We start from the raw sequence: 16,913 nt of genomic DNA on the forward strand, positions 1-16,913 counted from the left end.
TCTCCTTATTCAGCGGCAACCGACAGCAGCGGCATTCGATCCGTCTGCCGCAATTCCTCCGCGAACCAGGCGCAGGTACGCGACAGGCCGTCCTCAAGCGCGACCATCGGTGTCCAGCCGAGCAGATCCTTGGCGCGGGTGATGTCGGGCTTGCGGCGGCGCGGGTCGTCGACGGGCAGCGGCTGATAGTGGACGCGGGCCTTGGTGCCCGTCATCGCGACGATGCGCGTGACGAGATCGCCGACGGTAAGCTCGTTGGGGTTGCCGAGGTTGACCGGCTCCGCGCCTACCGTGTCACTGTCCATTAGGCTGATCAGGCCGGCGACCATGTCGCTGACGTAGCAGAAGCTGCGCGTCTGGCTGCCGTCGCCGTACACCGTCATCATGTCGGCCGACAGCGCCTGGCAGATGAAGTTGGAGACCACGCGCCCGTCGTCGGGGTGCATGCGGGGGCCATAGGTGTTGAAGATTCGCGCGATGCGAACGTCCGCGCGATCGAGCCGGGCGAAATCGAGCGCCATCGCTTCTGCCGCGCGCTTGCCCTCGTCGTAGCAGGCACGTGGGCCGGTGCAGCTCACCGCGCCGCGATAATCCTCGCGCTGGGGGTGAACCTCCGGGTCGCCATAGACCTCGCTGGTGGAGGTGAGCAGGAAGCGGGCCCCGCTCTGTTCGGCGAGGCGCAGCAGGTGATCGGTGCCAAGCACGCAGGTGAGCATCGTGTGCTCGGGATCGGCCTGATAGTGCGGCGGAGAGGCGGCGCAGGCGAGATTGTAGACGCGGGTGATGCGGCTGGTGAGGTGGGTCACCTCGGGCGGCAGCTTGTCGATCACGTCAGCCTTCACGAAGCTGAAGCGCGGGTGATCCATCAGATCGTCGAGGTTGCTCGCCCGCGACGTCTGGAGATTGTCGAGGCACAGCACGGTCTCGCCGCGATCGAGCAGTGCCTGGCAGAGGTGCGAACCGATGAAGCCGGCCCCGCCGGCAACCACGGTGACGGGAGCGTTGTTGTTATCCATGCGGGGCTTGCTCCGGCTGGGGTGGGGCCTTGCGGCTTGGGTGAGGTAAGTTTCGAGCTGCTCGGCGCGGTGCTGCGCGGTGTGCGCGGCGAGGACGCGGGCGCGGGCCGCTTCGCCAAGCGCGGCGGCGTCCCGGTCGAGTGCGGCGAGCGCCTGTTCGGTCGTGTCGGCAAGGATGATCTCGCGGCCGGGTTCGAACAGGTCGTCGATGCCGTCCCAGCGATCGGACAGGATCGGCGTGCCGCAGGCGCCCGCCTCGAACAGGCGCACCGAGGGCGACCAGCCGGCAGCGATCATGTCCGCGCGGGTGACGTTCAGCGTCATCCGCGATTCGCTGTAGAACGCCGGGTGATCGGCGGGGGGCAGGTGATCGATGCGGGTGACGTTGGCCGGCCAGTCGATCGTGTCCGGATATTGCGGGCCGGCCACGGCGAACTGAAGATCGGGGCGGCGGCGTGCCGGCTCGATCAGCAGTTTCTCAAGCGTCGGCTGGCGATCGTCGCTGTAAGTGCCGAGGTAGCTGAGCGCCCAGCGCTTGGGCGTGTTCTGGGGCTGGTATCGCTCGGCATCGACGGTGCAGTAGAGCGCGCGGGCGGCCTTGGCGCCATACTGGCGTTCGATCCGCTCGAGCGTCGGGCCGCCGGTGAACGACAGGTACAGGTCGAAACCGGGGATCACCTCGGGCGAGAGATATTCGTAATCGCCGCGATCGAGCTTCGCGAGCGTGACGGGCGTGTCGATGTCGTAGAAGCCGGTGACGCCCTTGGCGGTCGCCTGAACGAGTTTGGCGACTTCGACTCCCTCGGGGACGTAGGAGCCGACGAGCACCGCATCGGCGTCGGCGATCGTGTCTCGCCAGTTCTCCAGGTCGGCGAGGTCGGCGTAATAGTCGAGCCGGCAGAAGTCGGGATCGACGAGATCGCGGCGGTCGCCGGCGTACCAGGGGACAGTACGCTCGAGGAACTGGATGTCATGGCCGCGTGCGGCAAAGCCCGACAGAAGCGCGCGCCAGGTGGTGGCGTGGCCGTTGCCCCAGGAGGAGCCGAGGCTGAGGCCGAGGACGACGAGCTTCATGCGGCCACCTTCGCGGTGGCGGCGTGGGTGCGGAACAGTTCGTCTACCTGTTTGGCGCGCAGCTCATAGGTGTGCTCGGCGAGGACGCGCTTGCGGGCGGCGTCGCCGATCGCACGGGCGTGTTCGGTGGTGAGGTCGGCGAGCAGGTCGGCGACGTCCTGGCCAGTGCGGGCGACGAGCACTTCCTCGCCGGGGATCAGGAACTGTTCGATGCCTTCCCAATAATCGGTAATGAGGCAGGCGCCGGCGCCGGCGGCTTCGAACACGCGGGTGGCGGGGGAGAAGCCGACTGCGGCCATCGAATCGCGGGCGATGTTGAGGACGGCGCGGGGCGTGCAGTTGAAGGCGTTGTGGTCGGCGGTGCCGACGTGACCGAGGTGGCGGACGTTGGCGGGCATGTGCTTGTCGTGCCAGCCGCTGCCGCCGATCAGGAAGCTCTGCTCGGGCAAAGCGGCGGCGGCGGCGAGGAAGAATTGCTCCACGCGAGCTTCGCGATCGGGCAGGCGGTTGCCGAGGAAGGCGAGGTCGCAGGCGAAGCGATCGTCGGGCGCGACCGGGTGGTGGGTGTCCGGATCGACCGCATTGTACACGGGGATGCAGCGTGCGGCGCCGAGCGCTTCGTAGGCCTCCACGACGGGTGGGCCGCCGCCGTAGGTGAGGACCATGTCGAGGTGCGGCAGCGCGTTGCGGACGGGGTGGGCGGGATCGGCGCGGATCTCGTCGAGCGTGGCGGCGGCGTCGACGTCCCAGAAAATCTTGATGGCGTCGGGACTTGCGTGCTCGACGATGCCGGCGATCAGTTCGGCGTCGAATACGCCGACGCCGCTGGCCTTGACCACCACGTCAGCGCGGCGGGCTTCGGCGAGGACGGCGCTCAGGCCTTCGGTGGTCGCGGGATAGACCACCGACGTCGCCCACTCCGGCGGGTCGATGTCGCGGTTCTGCTGGCGGTCGAACGCGTCGGGTTCGTAGAAGGTGATCTGGTGGCCGTGTGCAGCCAAGGCCTTGAGAATGCCGCGGTAATAAGTGGCGGCGCCGTTCCAGTAGGAGGACAGTAGGCTCGATCCGTAGAAGGCGATCTTCATGCGGCTTCTTTCGTTGGGGTGTCCGCGTGGAGGCCGGCGACGATGGCCAGCAACTCGTCGACGCGGTGGGCGCAGGTGTGGCGCGCCTTGATGGTGGCGAGACCGTGCTTGACGAGCGATTGGCGCAGGCCCGCATCGTCGCGCAGGGCAGTCAAATGCCTGGTCATTTCCGGGCCGTCGCGGGCCACGAGATAGTCGCGCCAGGGGGTGAACAGGCCTTCAGCGTCGTCCCATGGTGCAGACACGAGCGGAATCCCGCAGGCCATGGCCTCAAACACGCGGATCGTCGGGATGCCGGGAAGGATGGTCGCGTAGTAGCGGCGCGGCACATGGACGGTGGCGAGGTGGCGCGCGAAGATCCCCGGCGCGGCGGCATTGGGTGCCCAGCCGTGATAGCGGATGCCGTAGCGCTGAAGCGTCGCCTTCGCCGCGTCGGGGTAGCGGACGCCGTAGATGTCGAGCGGGAGCTTGGCGTCTTGCGCGGGGGCGAAGAGGAAGCGTTCGAGTTCCTCGGTACGTTCGCCGTCGCCCCAATTGCCGATCCAGACGAGGCCCTGGCGCTCGCCCTCCTCCTGCGGCGGGTGGAAGCGGCGGAGGTCGGCGGCTTCGTGCCAGGTCCAGACGCGGTTGCCCCAGCCCCAAGTACGGTAGATTTCGCTCAGCGTTTCGCCGAACGCCAGCACGCCGTCGTAGCCCGAGAGGTCATAGGCCCTCATCGACTCCGGCTCGCTGACGGAGCGGTGGTGCGTGTCGTGGAACAGGAGGGTGAAGCGGGCGCCGCGCTTGCGCAGGGTGCCGAGCGTGGCGACTAGCGCGTGATCGTTCCATTCGTGAACGATGACGAGGTCGGCGCCGTCGGTGAGCTGCTCCGGCGGCGTGCCGGGGGTGTAAGTGGTGGTCGAAAGCTCGGGATAGCTGTCGCGCCAGGCGGTGAGGCCTTCTTCTCCGTGGTCAGCGAGGAGGTTGGCGAGGCTCCAGGCGCCTTCGGGTTCGTAGGCGACCACCTCATGGCCGCGCGCCACCAGTTCGCTGAGCACGCCGCGCAGAAAATGCGCGTTGCCGTGGTTCCAGCAGGAGGCGAGGCTGTGGGTGAAATAGACGATCTTCATGCCGCGACCCTCTCGCTGGTGAAGGCATCGGCGTAGAGCGCGCGCATCGCGTCTGCGGTGGCCTGGACGGTGTAGCGTGCGCCGCGTTCCTGGGCGGCGGCGCCGAGCGCCGCACGGTGCGTATCGTCACCGAGCACGGCGGCGATCGCATCGGCCCAGGCGGCAGGATCGGCGCCCTCGACGAAATGGGCGGCGCCGTCCCACAGCTCGCGGAACGTATCGATGTCGGACAGGATAAGCGCGCAACCGGCCTGTGCGGCTTCGAGCACCGCGAGCCCGAACGGCTCGAACGAGGCAGCGGAGACGAACACCGGCTGAGTGGCAAGCATCGCCGCCATGCCTTTCGGCGTGAGGTCCCCGAGCAGGTGAAGATTTTCTACCGCGACCGATCCACCGTGCGGCGCGCGCGTCGGGCCGGCGGCGTAAAGCGGGGCCGCGATGCGGCTGGCAGCGGCGTCGAGCAGGGGCGTGCGCTTCACGTCGTCCCACAGCCGACCGGCGGTGAAGGCGATGTGGCGCATCCGTCCGGGCGCGGCTGGCGCCGTGGCGCGGCCGTTGTGGATCGCAATCGGGTCCTCGCGCAGGCCATAGACGCGCGCAACGGTGCGGGCGTAGCTTTCGCTAGGGGCGACGACGCGGGTGGCACGGCGCAGGCCCTGTGCGGCGAGCGTGCGGTGCCATTGGAACTTAGGATCAAGCGGCGTGCCCGGGCGCGCCGCTTCCCACCAGGTCGCGACACAGCCGTGCGCGACGACGATGGTCGGCAGGTCGCCGGGGAGCGCGGCGGCGAGCGCTGGCTGGTTGACGTGGAGAAGGTCGGCGCGGTGCACCGTTGCCAGCGCCGCGATCGTAGCGGCAGCGTGCTGCACGGCGACGGCATCATCGGTGAGCCAATCCAGCGGCTCACCGGTTTCCACCAGCGTCACGCCGGGGATGGCGGCAACTTCGGCACGTTGTGCGTCGGACGGCGCCGGGCCGAGGACGGCGAGGATCGTCGCGACGCCGGCGTCGGCGAGGGCCTCGGCGAGATCAACCGAATAGCGCCACACGCCGCCCACCGCATCAACCGTCATCAGGATGCGCCGCGGGCTCCCGCGCATCAAACCGCCACCTTGAGCGTTGGCCGCTCCATCGTGCCAAGCGGCAGGCCGCGTTCCTCCGAGAGCCAGGCGGCAAGGCGACGCAGGCCGGTACGCCAGTCGGTGGGCTTGGCGAGGCCGAGCGCTTCTTCCGCCGCGCGGCGATCGGCGACGAAGTAGCGCTGGTCCCCCGCGCGCCAGCTGCCGAAGCGCAGGTCGATCGGACGGCCGACGACGGTCTCGATCTCGGCCAGCACGGTACGCAGGCTGACGGCATTGTCAGGGCCGCCGCCGAGATTGAAGACGTGGCCGCTGTGCTGGTCGATCTGGCGCCATAGCGCGAGATAGGTGTCGACCGCGTCGTTCACCTCGAGGATGTCGCGGACCTGGTGGCCGTCCCCGTAGATGTCGATCGCACGGCCTTCGAGCGCGCGGATCAGGAAGTGGGCGACCCAGCCCTGATCCTCGGTGCCCATCTGGCGCTCGCCATAGATGCAGCTCATGCGCAGCACGGCGCTCGGCACGCCATAGCTGCGCGCGTAATCGAGAACGTACTGGTCGGCGGCGCCCTTGGAGCAGCCGTAGGGGGTGTGGAAATCGAGCGGGCGCGCCTCGCCGATGCCGAAGGCGTTCACCAGCGGATCGACCGGCTGATAGCCGTTGTCGGTTTCGTCAAAGGCGAGATCGATGAGATCGCCATAGACCTTGTTGGTCGAGGCGAAGATCACCGCGGGCGGCGTCTCGGACTGACGCGCGGCCTCCAGCACGTTGAGCGTGCCGGTGATGTTGATCGAGAAATCGTCGCGCGGATCGACCAGGCTGGTGGTGACGGCGACCTGCGCCGCCATGTGGAACACCGCCTGCGATTCCTGCACCGCCGCCGTCATCGCGGCTTCGTCGCGGATGTCGGCGGTGCGCACGTCGATCTTGTCGCCGTGATTGGCCTTGAGCCATTCGAGGTTGCGCTTCACGCCCTCACGGACCAGCGCGTCATAGACGATGACGCGATGGCCCTCGCCGGCGAGGCGGTGCGCGATATTGCTGCCGATGAAGCCCGCGCCGCCGGTGACGAGGATGGGCTTGTCGCTGCTCATGCGACCAACCCGCGCTTCTCGAGTTCGGCGCGTGCGTGACTGACCTTGTCCTCGGCGGTCTGCTGAGCGACCCAATCGGCGAGGACGGCGAGCTCGGTCTCAAAATCGGCGGTGGCGCGGAAGCCCAGCTTCTCGGCCGCGAGCGAGGTGTCGCAGAAGCAGTGGCGAATGTCCCCGACGCGGGCCTTGCCGACGATCTCGGGCGTAGCGTCATTCTGCCCCATCGCGCGGCCGAGCGCTTCGGCGACTTCGGTGACCGAGCGGTCATGGCCCGAGCCGACGTTGAAGGTGCCGCCGACCGCTTCCGGGAGCACCAGCGCATCGGCGAAGGCGCGGGCGACGTCGCCGACATGGACGAAGTCGCGGCGCTGCTCGCCATCCTCGAACACCATCGGGCGCTGTTTGTTGAGCAGGCGAGAGGCGAAGATCGCCAGCACGCCGGTGTAGGGGTTGGAGAGCGCCTGGCCGGGACCATAGACGTTGAACAGGCGAAGGCAGACGCTTTCGATGCCGTAGGGCGCGCCCATGATGTGGGTGGTGCGCTCCTGCACATATTTGTTCAGCGCGTAGATCGAGGACAAAGCGGGACGCTTGGTCTCGGGGGTGGCCACGGGGGTGAGCGGGCGGCCCTGCGCGTCGGTCGGATCCCATTGGCGCATGCCGTCGCGGATCATGCCGCGCGCCGCATCCTCGACGAGCTTGCCGTCAGCGTCGCGGTACAGGCCCTCGCCGTAAATGCTCATCGACGAGGCGGTGACGACGCGGCGCACGGGCTTGTCGATCAGGCGTTCGAACAGCACCGCGGTGCCGACATCGTTGACCGAGGTATAGCGTTCGACCTCGTACATCGACTGGCCGACGCCGACTTCGGCGGCGAGGTGGATAATGCTGTCGACGCCGTCCAGCGCTTTCGCCACCGCGTCGCCGTCGCGCACGTCGGCGACGATCAGTTCGGCATCGGGTGAGAGATTGGCAGGGCGCTCGCCGCTGTCGCCGTGGACTTGCGGCAGGAGGCTGTCGAGGATACGCACGCGATTACCGCGGCGGAGCAATTCGTCGGTAACGAAGCGGCCGATGAATCCGGCGCCGCCCGTGATCAGAACTTGTTCGGTCATCAATCCCCGCTTCGTGTTTGTTCTGGTTTTCCGCCCGCTTACGGAGCGGCCCCTCGGAAGCAGGAACATCTTCATCTACCCTTGGTTCCGCTGATTTCGGAAACGATATGACTTGTTGATCCAGGTTAAGTGGTTTATTCGGAACGCCGCTCCGCGCGATCCGTTCAGGCGGCATCTTCAATATAGCTGCAAAAAGCGGGGGCTGGTTGACGGCGACGATTCATCTCGTGCGGCATGGCGCGCATGCCGAGGCCGGACGAATTCTCACAGGGCGCGGGGGCGATCACGGGCTGGCACCGATCGGCCAGGAACAGGCGGCCTGGGCGGCTGGGCGGCTGCGCGACGTGGCTCTGGTGCAGTGCAGCCCGCAGCGGCGCACGCGGGAGACGGCGCAGGTAATCGCGGATGCGTTTGGCCTCGTTCCCGACGTGGTTTCAGCAATCGATGAGGTCGATTTCGGCCGCTGGACAGGGCGAGTGATCGCCGATCTCGATGGGGATCCCGAGTGGGAGCGGTGGAACGCGGCGCGCTCGACCGCCCAGGTGCCGGGTGGCGAGCGGATGACCGACGCGGTGGTGCGCGCCGTCGCGCACCTCGACGGGATGGGGCAGCGCGACTGGCCGGGCGCGATCGTCTGCGTCTCGCATTCCGACATCATCCGCGGCGTGGTGGCGCATTACATCGGGCTGTCGCTCGATCGCATCCTGTCGTTCGATGTCGATCCCGGATCGATCACTAGTTTGGTCGTCGGTAACTGGGGCGGGCGGCTGCTGTCGCTGAACGTCCGCGCAGCATGACGACGGATCAGTCGGTGCTTTTCTGCTCAAGCGCGTCGAGCACCTGCTCGGGCGACACGTCGCGCTTGATTTCGTCGATCTCGGGATCGCTGCTTACCCCGACCTTTTCGGCGATCTGCTCGATCATGCCGGCAAGCCGGGTCAGCTCGTGTTCGGCGAGCAGCGAGATGTGGAGATCGAGGTCGCCGCGACGATCGGCGGCCGCGGCCATGCGGTTTTGCGAGATGAGGACGAAGGTCGAAAGGAAGATCGCCTCCACCGACGCCTCCATGGCCAACACCACGAAGGTCGGGTCGAAAGGCTCGAGGCCGGGGATCCAGCCGAGGTTCCAGACGATCCAGCCGCCGAAGAGCGCGGCATGAAGCGCAACGAAGCGCATCGAGCCGGCAAAGCGCGTGATCGCGTCGGCCAGCCGGTCCCCCAGCGGGGCGTCCTTCGCCTGTTGCTCGGCACGGTCGCTCAACCGTTCGATATTGTCGCGCAGCGTCCGCGTCATTGTGGGATCGGTCATGATGGGTTCGGCCATGTTGGGCGCAACGCCCGGTCCACATTTTGGGTGCAGCAACCCAGATCATCCAAGTTTCAACGAAAGGCGGCAACGTGACGGGAACCATGCAGGCGGCGGTACTCCAGGGTCCGGGCGAGATCAGGATCGAGGAGGTGCCGGTGCCGCAGCCCGGTCCGGGCGAAGTTCGGGTAAAGGTGGAGGGGTGCGGCGTATGCGCCTCCAACATCGAGCCGTGGGAGGGCCAGCCCTGGTCAAGCTGGCCGGGCGCGCCGGGGGGGCTGGGGCATGAGGCTTGGGGCGTGGTGGACGCAGTCGGGCAGGGGGTCGAGATGGCGCCCGGCACGCGCGTGACGATGCTCTCCGAACGGGCCTTCGCGGGCTATGACGTGGCCCCGGTGGAGAAAGTGGTGCCGTTACCGGAGGCGCTTGCAGGACAGCCGTTCCCGGGCGAGCCGATCGCCTGTGCGGTCAACATCTTTCGTCGCGCGCAGGTGGAGGCGGGGCAGTGGGTGGCGATCATCGGGATCGGATTCCTCGGCGCGATCCTGACGCGGCTGGCGAGCGAGGCGGGGGCGCGGGTGATCGCAATCTCGCGGCGCGACGAATCGCTCGAACTCGCCAAGCGCTTCGGGGCGGAAGTGACGATCCCGATGATCGATCATTACAAGATCATCGGCGAGGTCGGGCAGCTGACCGGCGGCGCCTTCTGCCCGCGCGTGATCGAGGCGGTGGGCAAGCAATGGCCGCTGGACCTCGCCGGCGAGTTGATCGGCTTTGGCGGACGGCTGGTGATCGCCGGCTATCACCAGGACGGGCCGCGGCAGGTCAACGTGCAGAATTGGAACTGGAAGGGCATCGACGTGGTCAATGCGCATGAGCGCGACCCGGCGGTGCAGCTGCGTGGCCTGAAGGAAGCGATCGATCTCGTGGCGAGCGGGCGACTCGATCCGACGCCGCTCTACACCGGCCGCTATCCGCTGGAGCAGCTTGGGGAGGCGCTGGCGGCGACGCGCGACAAGCCAGGGAGCTTCGTAAAGGCACTGGTTACGATGCGCTGAAGAAAGTGGCGCGGCGTGAGGTATTTTCACGTCGCGCCGCCACTGCTTTGTTCGCCAATGACTTAGCGTCTGGAGAAGTGCTCAGCGCCAATTTCGGAGCACGTTACGGAACAAAAACGGGCCGCTCATAAACACTAGGATCAACCGCGATTCGCGCTCCACGCTGCCGGTGCGATTTCGAGTATTATCCATAAGTAACAACCACTTATCACTTTTTTCCACGCATTTGCGCGGCCCGGATCGAGTCAAGGCGGTATATTTCGGAAATGTGGCAGGAGCCGGACTTGATCGACTCACCGCCCTGTTCCTAAACCGTGATCAGTCGCCGCGGCCTTCTGCCAGCGGCGCTCAAACGAACCATCGTCGTAGCCGGCTGTGGCGGGGGCCACATCGGGGGACAGTTATATTTTGTCGAACCACGGCTGCGACCCCTTGTCGCGGCCCGAGGAGAAGTGCGCGTGCCGTTGTCACACGATCGAATTGCTGACGACAGTGACAAGGCACGAGCCTGGGCGCGGGTGCGCGCCAATCTGCGCGAGTCCGCGGGGGTGCGGCTGTTCGACCAGTGGCTAAAGCCCATGCAGCTCGACGAAGCGGGCGACGCCGATCGCGTGCGGCTGACGCTGCCGTCGGCGTTCGCGACCAACTGGGTGCGCAGCCATTATGCCGAGCGGCTGTTTCACGAGTTCCGCGCGATCCTGCCGCACGTCCGCTCGGTCGAGGTGGAGACTGCCCCGACGCGCGCAACCGCTGCGGTGATCGCGTTGAGTGCGGTGCCTGCCGCAGCGGTGGCGCCAATCGCGCCTGCTGCCGACGAACTCGAGCGCCCTGCGCTTGAGCCGCGCTACACCTTTGACCGCTTCGTGGTGGATGGGTCCAACAAGGTCGCGTTCAACGCCGCCAGGGCGCTGGCCGAACCCGGTCCGGTTCGCTTCAGCCCTTTGTTTCTCCATTCGGGCACGGGCCAGGGCAAGACCCACCTGATGCACGCGATCGGCCACGCCTTCATGGCGGCCGAGCCAGGTGCACGCGTGATCGCCATGTCGGCGGAGCGCTTCATGTATGACTTCGTCGCCGCGCTCAGGGCACGCGACACGTTTGCGTTCAAGACGCGGCTGCGCTCAGCGGACCTGTTGCTGATCGATGATCTGCAGTTCATCGCCGGCAAGGATGCGACCCAGGAAGAATTCTTCCACACCGTCAACGAGATCATGAGCGCCGGCAAGCGGCTGGTGATTTCCGCCGATCGCTGTCCGCAGGCGCTGGACGGGATCGAACAGCGCATCGTTGGCCGTATGGCCGTAGGGCTGGTGGCCGACATCAAGGCGCCGTCGCTGGAGCTGCGCCGCACGGTGCTGGAGCGGAAGGTGGCCGATCTCGACGCCAAGGTGCCGGCTGAGGTGCTCGACATGCTGGCGGGGCGGATCACTGGCAACATCCGCGAGCTGGAAGGCGCGCTCAACCGCGTCATCGCTTATGCGCAACTGACCGGCGAAACGCTGGACCTCGACTTCGCGGTGACGACGCTGGGCGACGTGCTGCGCGGCAGCCAACGCCACGTGACGATTGACGAGATTCAGAAGCTGGTATCGACCCATTTCGACCTGAAGCCGGTGGATCTGGTGTCGGCGCGACGCGCACGCGCGGTGGCGCGGCCGCGGCAGATCGCCATGTACCTGTCCAAGCGGCTGACCACCCGCTCCCTGCCCGAGATCGGGCGCAAGTTCGGCGGGCGGGATCACTCAACGGTGATCCATGCGGTGCGCCGGATCGAGGAGTTGCGCGACACCGATCGCGATGTGGACGGCGCGGTGCGCGCGCTGATGCGCGAGCTGGAGGGGTGACCTCAAACTCCCTCTCCCCGCAAGCGGGGAAGAGGGTGGCCGAGCCGTAGGCGAGGTCGGGAGAGGGGCAGTGTTGGGGCGTGACGCTCGTGACTGCCCCTCTCCCGACCCTCTCCCCGCAAGCGGGGAGAGGGAGACTTTCGTTAGACGTTGAAGCGGAAGAGCATCACGTCGCCGTCGTGGACAACATATTCCTTGCCTTCCTGGCGCAGCTTTCCGGCGTCGCGCGCGCCGGCTTCGCCGCCGAACGCCACGTAATCGTCGAACGCGATCGTCTCGGCGCGGATGAAGCCACGTTCGAAATCGGTGTGGATCTCGCCGGCGGCCTGCGGTGCCTTAGAGCCGGCGGGCACCGTCCAGGCGCGCGCTTCCTTGGGGCCGACGGTGAAGAAGGTGAGGAGGTTCAGCAGCTTGTACCCGGCGCGGATGACGCGGGCGAGGCCGGTTTCCTCGAGGCCCAACTCGGCGAGGAACTCGCCGCGATCCTCAGCCGGCATGGTGGCGATCTCGGCTTCGATCGCGGCGGAGACGACCACCGCCTCGGCGCCTTCGGCCGCGGCCTTCTCGAACACGCGTGCGGAAAGCGCGTTGCCGTTCGCCGCGTCGCCCTCGTCGACGTTGCAAACATAGAGCACCGGCTTGGCGGTGATCAGCTGCGCCTGGGCGAAGACACGCGCTTCCTCTACGTCTTTGGGCTGGGTCAGGCGCGCGGGCTTGCCGTCGCGCAGCAGCTCCAGCGCTTGCCCCAGCACGCTGGCGCCGATCTTGGCTTCCTTGTCGCCCTGCTGCCCCTTCTTGACGAGGTTCGGCACGCGCTTTTCGAGGCTTTCGAGGTCGGAGAGCATGAGCTCGGTCTCGACCGTCTCAGCGTCGGCGATCGGATCCACCTTGCCCTCGACGTGCGTGACGTCACCGTCCTCGAAGCAGCGCAGCACGTGGACGATCGCGTCGACTTCGCGGATGTTGCCGAGGAACTGATTGCCGAGCCCTTCGCCCTTGGACGCGCCGCGGACCAGGCCGGCGATGTCGACAAACGCGAGCTGCGTTTCGATGATCTTGGCCGACTTGGCGATCTCGGCCAGCTTCTGAAGCCGGGGATCGGGGACGCCGACATTGCCGACGTTCGGCTCGATCGTGCAGAACGGGTAATTCGCCGCCTGCGCCGCGGCCGTTTCGGTCAGCGCGTTGAAGAGGGTGGACTTGCCCACGTTGGGCAGGCCCACGATGCCGCAGCGGAAACCCATGTCATATCCTTGATATTCGGTGTGGCGGGGGCTTTAGTCCGCGCGATCGGTGCGCGCCACCCTTACCACTTGTAGTTGAAGCTGACGCTGATCCGATCGCTCTTGGCGGTACTTTGCATCACTTCGTGGCGCAGCCAGCTTTCCCACAGGAAGATGGTGCCGGGCGCTGGTTCGGCATGGACAAAGGTGTCGCCGCGGGGCGGGGCGGCCATCATCAGCCCGAGCCGCGGATCTTCGAGCCGGAGCGCGCCCGAGCCGGGCGGAACGGTGACGTAGATCGTGCCCGATACGACGCTGTGCGGGTGAATATGGCCCGAGTGGGCGCCGCCGGGCTTGAGCAAATTCACCCACAAGCTGTCGAGCTTGAGCTTCTTGCCGCCGAGCTGGAAACCGCAATCGGCGGCGAAGCGCGCGACATGGCGATCAAGGTGGCGCTTCAGGTCGGCGAAGGCGGGGTCGCGCTGGGGCAGATCATCGAGCGAGGCGTAGGAGGTGTAGCCACGATAGCCATGGTCCTTTGACCAGCGCTTGCCGGCGGTGTCGTCGCTCGCCAGCGCTCGGACGGAGGCTTCGAGCTCCTCCACAAGCGACTCGTCGCCGAGCTGGCCTTCGTAGAAGAGGGTCGGGAAGAGGGCGCGCGTGGTCATGGCTGCGGGGTAAGGTGCGGGCCGTGGGTTGCCAAGCGCGCGAGGCGCCGAAGTGCTGTCGTCAGCCGCCAATCGCCCGGTGGATCAGCGCGAGACCAGCGACCAGCAACACCAGCACCGTGACGATCAGCAGCAGCAGGACGTACAGCACACCCCAGGTGCCGACATCATTGTCGCGTCGCGCGACCCACCAGATCGAGAGCAGCACCGCAGCAAGCAGCGCCAGACGCGGCGCTGCCACGGCAAGCGCGCCAAGCGCCGCCGCAGCGGCAGCCCGGCGCACAAGAGGGGTGCGGATCAGACCGGGGACCACTCCACCGGCTCCTCGCCTTCGTCGTCGTCCGACACCGCCGCGTGATCGGGGCCGATCGCCTCCAGCAATTTGTCTAGCACCCAATCGACCCCCGTGCCGCTTGCGCCCGACAGTGGGATGACCTCGGCGCCGCTCGCCTCTTCAAGCTCGGCCGACAGGGCGGCGACGAGTTCGTCGTCCAGCGTGTCGATCTTGTTGAGGGCAATCACCACCGGCTTGTCGTCGAGCCCCGCGCCATAAGCCTCCAGTTCGTCACGCACGATGCGATAGCTTTCGGCCACATCCTTGTCGTTCGCGTCGATCAAATGAAGCAGCACACGGCAGCGCTCGATATGGCCAAGGAAGCGATCGCCGATGCCGGCGCCCTCCGCCGCGCCCGCAATCAGGCCGGGGATGTCGGCAATGACGAACTCCTGCGCCTTGTGCCTGACGACGCCAAGCTGCGGGCGCGTGGTGGTGAAGGCATAAGCGCCGACTTTCGCCTGCGCGTTGGTAACGGCGTTGATGAAGGTCGACTTGCCGGCATTGGGAAGACCGACAAGGCCAGCGTCGGCGAGCAGCTTGAGCCGCAGCCAGACCCAGGCCTCCTCATTGGGCCAGCCGGTGCCGTGCTGGCGCGGCGCGCGGTTCGTCGACGTCTTGTAGCTCGCGTTGCCGCGCCCGCCGTCGCCGCCGCGCAGGAATATCTCGCGCTGGCCCACCTCCGTAAGGTCGAGCAGCAGCGTGCGTTCGTCATCGTCGGCCAGGATCTGCGTGCCGACCGGCACCCTGATGACCAAGTCCTCGCCGCCCGCGCCGGTGCGGTTCGATCCCGAACCGCCGTGGCCGCGCTCCGCGCGGAAATGCTGGGTGTAGCGGAAGTCGATCAGCGTGTTGAGCCCGGCGACTGCCTCGAAGATGATGTCGCCGCCCTTGCCGCCGTTGCCGCCATCCGGGCCACCATATTCGATGAACTTTTCGCGCCGAAAACTGACTGCACCGGGGCCGCCGGCGCCCGAACGGACGAAAATCTTTGCTTGATCGAGAAAATGCATGGCGCGCTCCTAACGCTTTAGTGAAACTAAAGCGACACGGGAGCGCGCCCGGCCGGCGCGGCGGAAAGCCGCGACCGACGATGCGGCTTCTTAGGAGGTTGGTAAAAGAAGAAGCGGGACCCCGGATCAAGTCGGGGTTGTCGGGGGGATGGGCGATACGGGAGCGCCTTACTTCCGCCGATCCGCCAGCAGCATCCCGCGCGCGAGTTGCCGTGCCGTTTCGCGGGGCAGGCCGAGCGCCTTGGCCATCGACGAGCCGAGCAAGGCGTCGCCCAGCGCCATCAGCACCAGTTGCAGCGTCTCCTCGCGGATCGGTGCGCCGCTGTTCTTGTGATCCTGCGCCAGATCTTCAACCAGGTCGTGGATTGCGGTGAGGATAGGATCGAGCGCATTCTCGTTGCCCGACAGAATCATCCAGCTGGCCAGCGCCCCGGCGCCGTTGCGACCGAAGGCGTCAAAGGTGAGATCGACCACTTCCGCAGGATCCTCGGCTTCGCGCGAGCGGATCACCGCCGCCTTGATCGTTCCGACAATTCGCGCCGCCAAATCGGCGATCAGCGCCTTTTGCAGCCCCTCTGCGGAGCCGAAGTGGTGCAGCAGATTGGCGTGCGTTCGGCCGATGCGCGCGCCCACCGCCTTCAGCGTCACCGCTTGCGGGCCGACTTCAACCAGCAGCGCGCGGGCAGCGGACAGCGCAGCGGCACGCGATTCTTCAGGGCTGAGGCGGCGGCGTAGCGGCGTGACGGACATTTAAGCGGCTGTCGGCGGATCGCCGCGCATTTGCAATCCCGGCTGAGGGACATGCCACCAGCGGAGCGCTTGCGGCATGTCCTCGACGTTGCTCGGGATGAGCGGCGGGGTGGGCAGTCGTTCAGGCTGCGATCGGCATTCGCGCGGTTTCCGCCGCCTCGGCGGTGAGATCGAGCGCCATCACCGCGCTATCCACGTCATGTCCGCGCGCGAGTGAGAAGCTGGGTTCGCGGCGAATCTCGCGGAAGCCGAGCTTTTCCAGCACGCGCCGGGAGCCGGGGTTGTCGAGATGGTGCCGGGCCTCGATGCGGCGCAGCGGCAAGGCGTGACGTGCCATCTCGATCACCGCGTGGCCCGCCTCCGTGGCATAGCCACGACCCCAGGCGCCCGGCGTCAGCCAATAGCCGAGCTCCGCCGTGTCGCGTCCGGTGGCGTTGAGCCCGATGCCGCCGATCATCTGCGGATAGGTGCCCTCATGGGCGAGAATGAAGAAGCGCGCCTCGTTTGGCCCGCGCGGCACGGCGAGAAACGCCTCGGCATCGCCCACAGTATACGGCCAGGGCAGACGCGCGAGCTTCATCGCCACCGCTTCATGGGCGATCGTCTCCGTCAGCGTTTCCGCCTCTTCCGGCCAACTCGGCCGCAGCGTCAGTCTCTTCGTCCGCGCGAACATCGTCGCTCTCCTCCCGAACGCGGCCGTTAGCGACCCGTGATGACGGGCCGGCGACGGCGCGATGATGAGGGAGCAATAAAAAAAGGGAGCCTGGGCGGACCCGGCTCCCTTGTTTTGGTGGCTGGCCTCCGCTGTGGAGGCTCCGGGTCGCCCAGTGGGCAACCCGGCTGGTCACCCGATGTTTATTCCGCCGCCTCGGCAATCGTGTCGACCGAGCAGAACTTGCGGCCGAGTTTGCCGTCGTGGAACACCACGCGGCCGTCGACGAGCGCAAACAGGGTGTGGTCCTTGCCGATGCCGACGTTGCGGCCCGGGTAGAACTTCGTCCCGCGCTGACGCACCAGGATGTTGCCCGCGATCGCTTCCTGACCGCCGAACTTCTTCACGCCAAGGCGACGACCGGCCGAATCACGACCGTTACGCGACGAGCCGCCTGCTTTCTTATGTGCCATTGTGCTTGCTCCTTACGCTTC

At 67.0% G+C, this 16,913-nt stretch carries 17 protein-coding genes; 3 read left to right on the forward strand and 14 right to left on the reverse strand.

What is annotated here, in order from left to right; translation table 11 throughout:
• Positions 1-5: 5 nt before the first annotated feature.
• Genes SPHI_RS15445 through SPHI_RS05700 form a run of 6 tightly spaced genes read right to left on the reverse strand, consistent with a single transcriptional unit; the run spans position 6 to position 7,572 of the window.
• Positions 6-2,090 (reverse strand): bifunctional glycosyltransferase/UDP-glucuronate decarboxylase, encoded by a 2,085-nt coding sequence (locus SPHI_RS15445; protein WP_083719825.1) that lies wholly within the window; start codon positions 2,088-2,090, stop codon positions 6-8.
• Complete coding sequence (locus SPHI_RS05680; RefSeq protein WP_076743904.1) at positions 2,087-3,175, reverse strand: CgeB family protein; 1,089 nt, start codon at positions 3,173-3,175, stop codon at positions 2,087-2,089. The genes SPHI_RS15445 and SPHI_RS05680 overlap by 4 nt, the downstream gene beginning before the upstream one ends.
• Positions 3,172-4,284, reverse strand: coding sequence for a CgeB family protein (locus tag SPHI_RS05685; RefSeq protein WP_076743905.1), 1,113 nt, complete (start codon positions 4,282-4,284; stop codon positions 3,172-3,174). The genes SPHI_RS05680 and SPHI_RS05685 overlap by 4 nt, the downstream gene beginning before the upstream one ends.
• Entirely contained in the window at positions 4,281-5,384 is a 1,104-nt protein-coding gene (locus SPHI_RS05690; protein WP_076743906.1) for a glycosyltransferase family 4 protein, read from the reverse strand. The genes SPHI_RS05685 and SPHI_RS05690 overlap by 4 nt, the downstream gene beginning before the upstream one ends.
• Positions 5,384-6,457: an SDR family NAD(P)-dependent oxidoreductase gene (locus SPHI_RS05695; protein ID WP_076743907.1), complete on the reverse strand. Its 1,074-nt coding sequence runs from the start codon at positions 6,455-6,457 to the stop codon at positions 5,384-5,386. The genes SPHI_RS05690 and SPHI_RS05695 overlap by 1 nt, the downstream gene beginning before the upstream one ends.
• Positions 6,454-7,572 (reverse strand): NAD-dependent epimerase/dehydratase family protein, encoded by a 1,119-nt coding sequence (locus SPHI_RS05700; protein ID WP_076743908.1) that lies wholly within the window; start codon positions 7,570-7,572, stop codon positions 6,454-6,456. Before SPHI_RS05700 ends, SPHI_RS05695 begins: the two co-directional genes overlap by 4 nt.
• Positions 7,573-7,778: 206 nt before the next feature.
• Between SPHI_RS05700 and SPHI_RS05705 the strand changes: the two genes are divergently transcribed.
• Positions 7,779-8,369, forward strand: coding sequence for a histidine phosphatase family protein (locus tag SPHI_RS05705; RefSeq protein ID WP_076743909.1), 591 nt, complete (start codon positions 7,779-7,781; stop codon positions 8,367-8,369).
• A 7-nt stretch (positions 8,370-8,376) separates the two neighbouring features.
• Here SPHI_RS05705 and SPHI_RS05710 read toward each other — a convergent pair whose 3' ends face one another.
• A complete protein-coding gene (locus SPHI_RS05710; protein ID WP_076743910.1) occupies positions 8,377-8,895 on the reverse strand; it encodes a DUF1003 domain-containing protein in 519 nt (172 codons plus the stop codon).
• A 74-nt stretch (positions 8,896-8,969) separates the two neighbouring features.
• On the opposite strand from SPHI_RS05710, the gene SPHI_RS05715 reads away from it, so the two are divergent.
• The gene (locus SPHI_RS05715) at positions 8,970-9,935 is read left to right on the forward strand and encodes an MDR/zinc-dependent alcohol dehydrogenase-like family protein (RefSeq protein ID WP_233130707.1); all 966 of its coding nucleotides are present in this window, start codon (positions 8,970-8,972) and stop codon (positions 9,933-9,935) included.
• A 458-nt stretch (positions 9,936-10,393) separates the two neighbouring features.
• Positions 10,394-11,779, forward strand: a complete 1,386-nt coding sequence (dnaA, locus tag SPHI_RS05720) for a chromosomal replication initiator protein DnaA (RefSeq protein WP_076743912.1) — start codon at positions 10,394-10,396, stop codon at positions 11,777-11,779.
• Between the two features lie 143 nt (positions 11,780-11,922).
• Here dnaA and ychF read toward each other — a convergent pair whose 3' ends face one another.
• From ychF to rpmA, 7 genes are all read right to left on the reverse strand, one after another.
• Entirely contained in the window at positions 11,923-13,023 is a 1,101-nt protein-coding gene (gene ychF, locus SPHI_RS05725; RefSeq protein ID WP_076743913.1) for a redox-regulated ATPase YchF, read from the reverse strand.
• 62 nt (positions 13,024-13,085) lie between these two features.
• Positions 13,086-13,670, reverse strand: coding sequence for a TIGR02466 family protein (locus tag SPHI_RS05730; RefSeq protein WP_076743914.1), 585 nt, complete (start codon positions 13,668-13,670; stop codon positions 13,086-13,088).
• Positions 13,671-13,731: 61 nt separating this feature from the next.
• Positions 13,732-13,983: a hypothetical protein gene (locus SPHI_RS05735; RefSeq protein WP_076743915.1), complete on the reverse strand. Its 252-nt coding sequence runs from the start codon at positions 13,981-13,983 to the stop codon at positions 13,732-13,734.
• A complete protein-coding gene (gene obgE / locus SPHI_RS05740) occupies positions 13,968-15,017 on the reverse strand; it encodes a GTPase ObgE (protein ID WP_076743916.1) in 1,050 nt (349 codons plus the stop codon). The genes SPHI_RS05735 and obgE overlap by 16 nt, the downstream gene beginning before the upstream one ends.
• A 168-nt stretch (positions 15,018-15,185) precedes the next feature.
• Positions 15,186-15,767: a TetR/AcrR family transcriptional regulator gene (locus SPHI_RS05745; RefSeq protein WP_076743917.1), complete on the reverse strand. Its 582-nt coding sequence runs from the start codon at positions 15,765-15,767 to the stop codon at positions 15,186-15,188.
• 121 nt (positions 15,768-15,888) lie between these two features.
• The gene (locus SPHI_RS05750) at positions 15,889-16,440 is read right to left on the reverse strand and encodes a GNAT family N-acetyltransferase (RefSeq protein ID WP_233130708.1); all 552 of its coding nucleotides are present in this window, start codon (positions 16,438-16,440) and stop codon (positions 15,889-15,891) included.
• A gap of 182 nt (positions 16,441-16,622) precedes the next feature.
• Entirely contained in the window at positions 16,623-16,892 is a 270-nt protein-coding gene (rpmA, locus tag SPHI_RS05755; protein ID WP_076743918.1) for a 50S ribosomal protein L27, read from the reverse strand.
• Positions 16,893-16,913: the final 21 nt, after the last annotated feature.

Source organism: Sphingomonas jeddahensis (assembly GCF_001981525.1).
In the GTDB taxonomy this organism is placed as follows: domain Bacteria; phylum Pseudomonadota; class Alphaproteobacteria; order Sphingomonadales; family Sphingomonadaceae; genus Sphingomonas; species Sphingomonas jeddahensis.

Excerpts from the sequence above, each read along its gene's own strand:
- SPHI_RS15445 (WP_083719825.1), bottom strand. The coding sequence starts at position 2,090 with ATGAAGCTCGTCGTCCTCGGCCTCAGCCTCGGCTCCTCCTGGGGCAAC.
- SPHI_RS05680 (WP_076743904.1), bottom strand. The coding sequence starts at position 3,175 with ATGAAGATCGCCTTCTACGGATCGAGCCTACTGTCCTCCTACTGGAAC.
- SPHI_RS05685 (WP_076743905.1), bottom strand. The coding sequence starts at position 4,284 with ATGAAGATCGTCTATTTCACCCACAGCCTCGCCTCCTGCTGGAACCAC.
- SPHI_RS05690 (WP_076743906.1), bottom strand. The coding sequence starts at position 5,384 with ATGCGCGGGAGCCCGCGGCGCATCCTGATGACGGTTGATGCGGTGGGC.
- SPHI_RS05695 (WP_076743907.1), bottom strand. The coding sequence starts at position 6,457 with ATGAGCAGCGACAAGCCCATCCTCGTCACCGGCGGCGCGGGCTTCATC.
- SPHI_RS05700 (WP_076743908.1), bottom strand. The coding sequence starts at position 7,572 with ATGACCGAACAAGTTCTGATCACGGGCGGCGCCGGATTCATCGGCCGC.
- SPHI_RS05710 (WP_076743910.1), bottom strand. The coding sequence starts at position 8,895 with ATGGCCGAACCCATCATGACCGATCCCACAATGACGCGGACGCTGCGC.
- ychF (WP_076743913.1), bottom strand. The coding sequence starts at position 13,023 with ATGGGTTTCCGCTGCGGCATCGTGGGCCTGCCCAACGTGGGCAAGTCC.
- SPHI_RS05730 (WP_076743914.1), bottom strand. The coding sequence starts at position 13,670 with ATGACCACGCGCGCCCTCTTCCCGACCCTCTTCTACGAAGGCCAGCTC.
- obgE (WP_076743916.1), bottom strand. The coding sequence starts at position 15,017 with ATGCATTTTCTCGATCAAGCAAAGATTTTCGTCCGTTCGGGCGCCGGC.
- SPHI_RS05745 (WP_076743917.1), bottom strand. The coding sequence starts at position 15,767 with ATGTCCGTCACGCCGCTACGCCGCCGCCTCAGCCCTGAAGAATCGCGT.
- SPHI_RS05750 (WP_233130708.1), bottom strand. The coding sequence starts at position 16,440 with ATGTTCGCGCGGACGAAGAGACTGACGCTGCGGCCGAGTTGGCCGGAA.
- rpmA (WP_076743918.1), bottom strand. The coding sequence starts at position 16,892 with ATGGCACATAAGAAAGCAGGCGGCTCGTCGCGTAACGGTCGTGATTCG.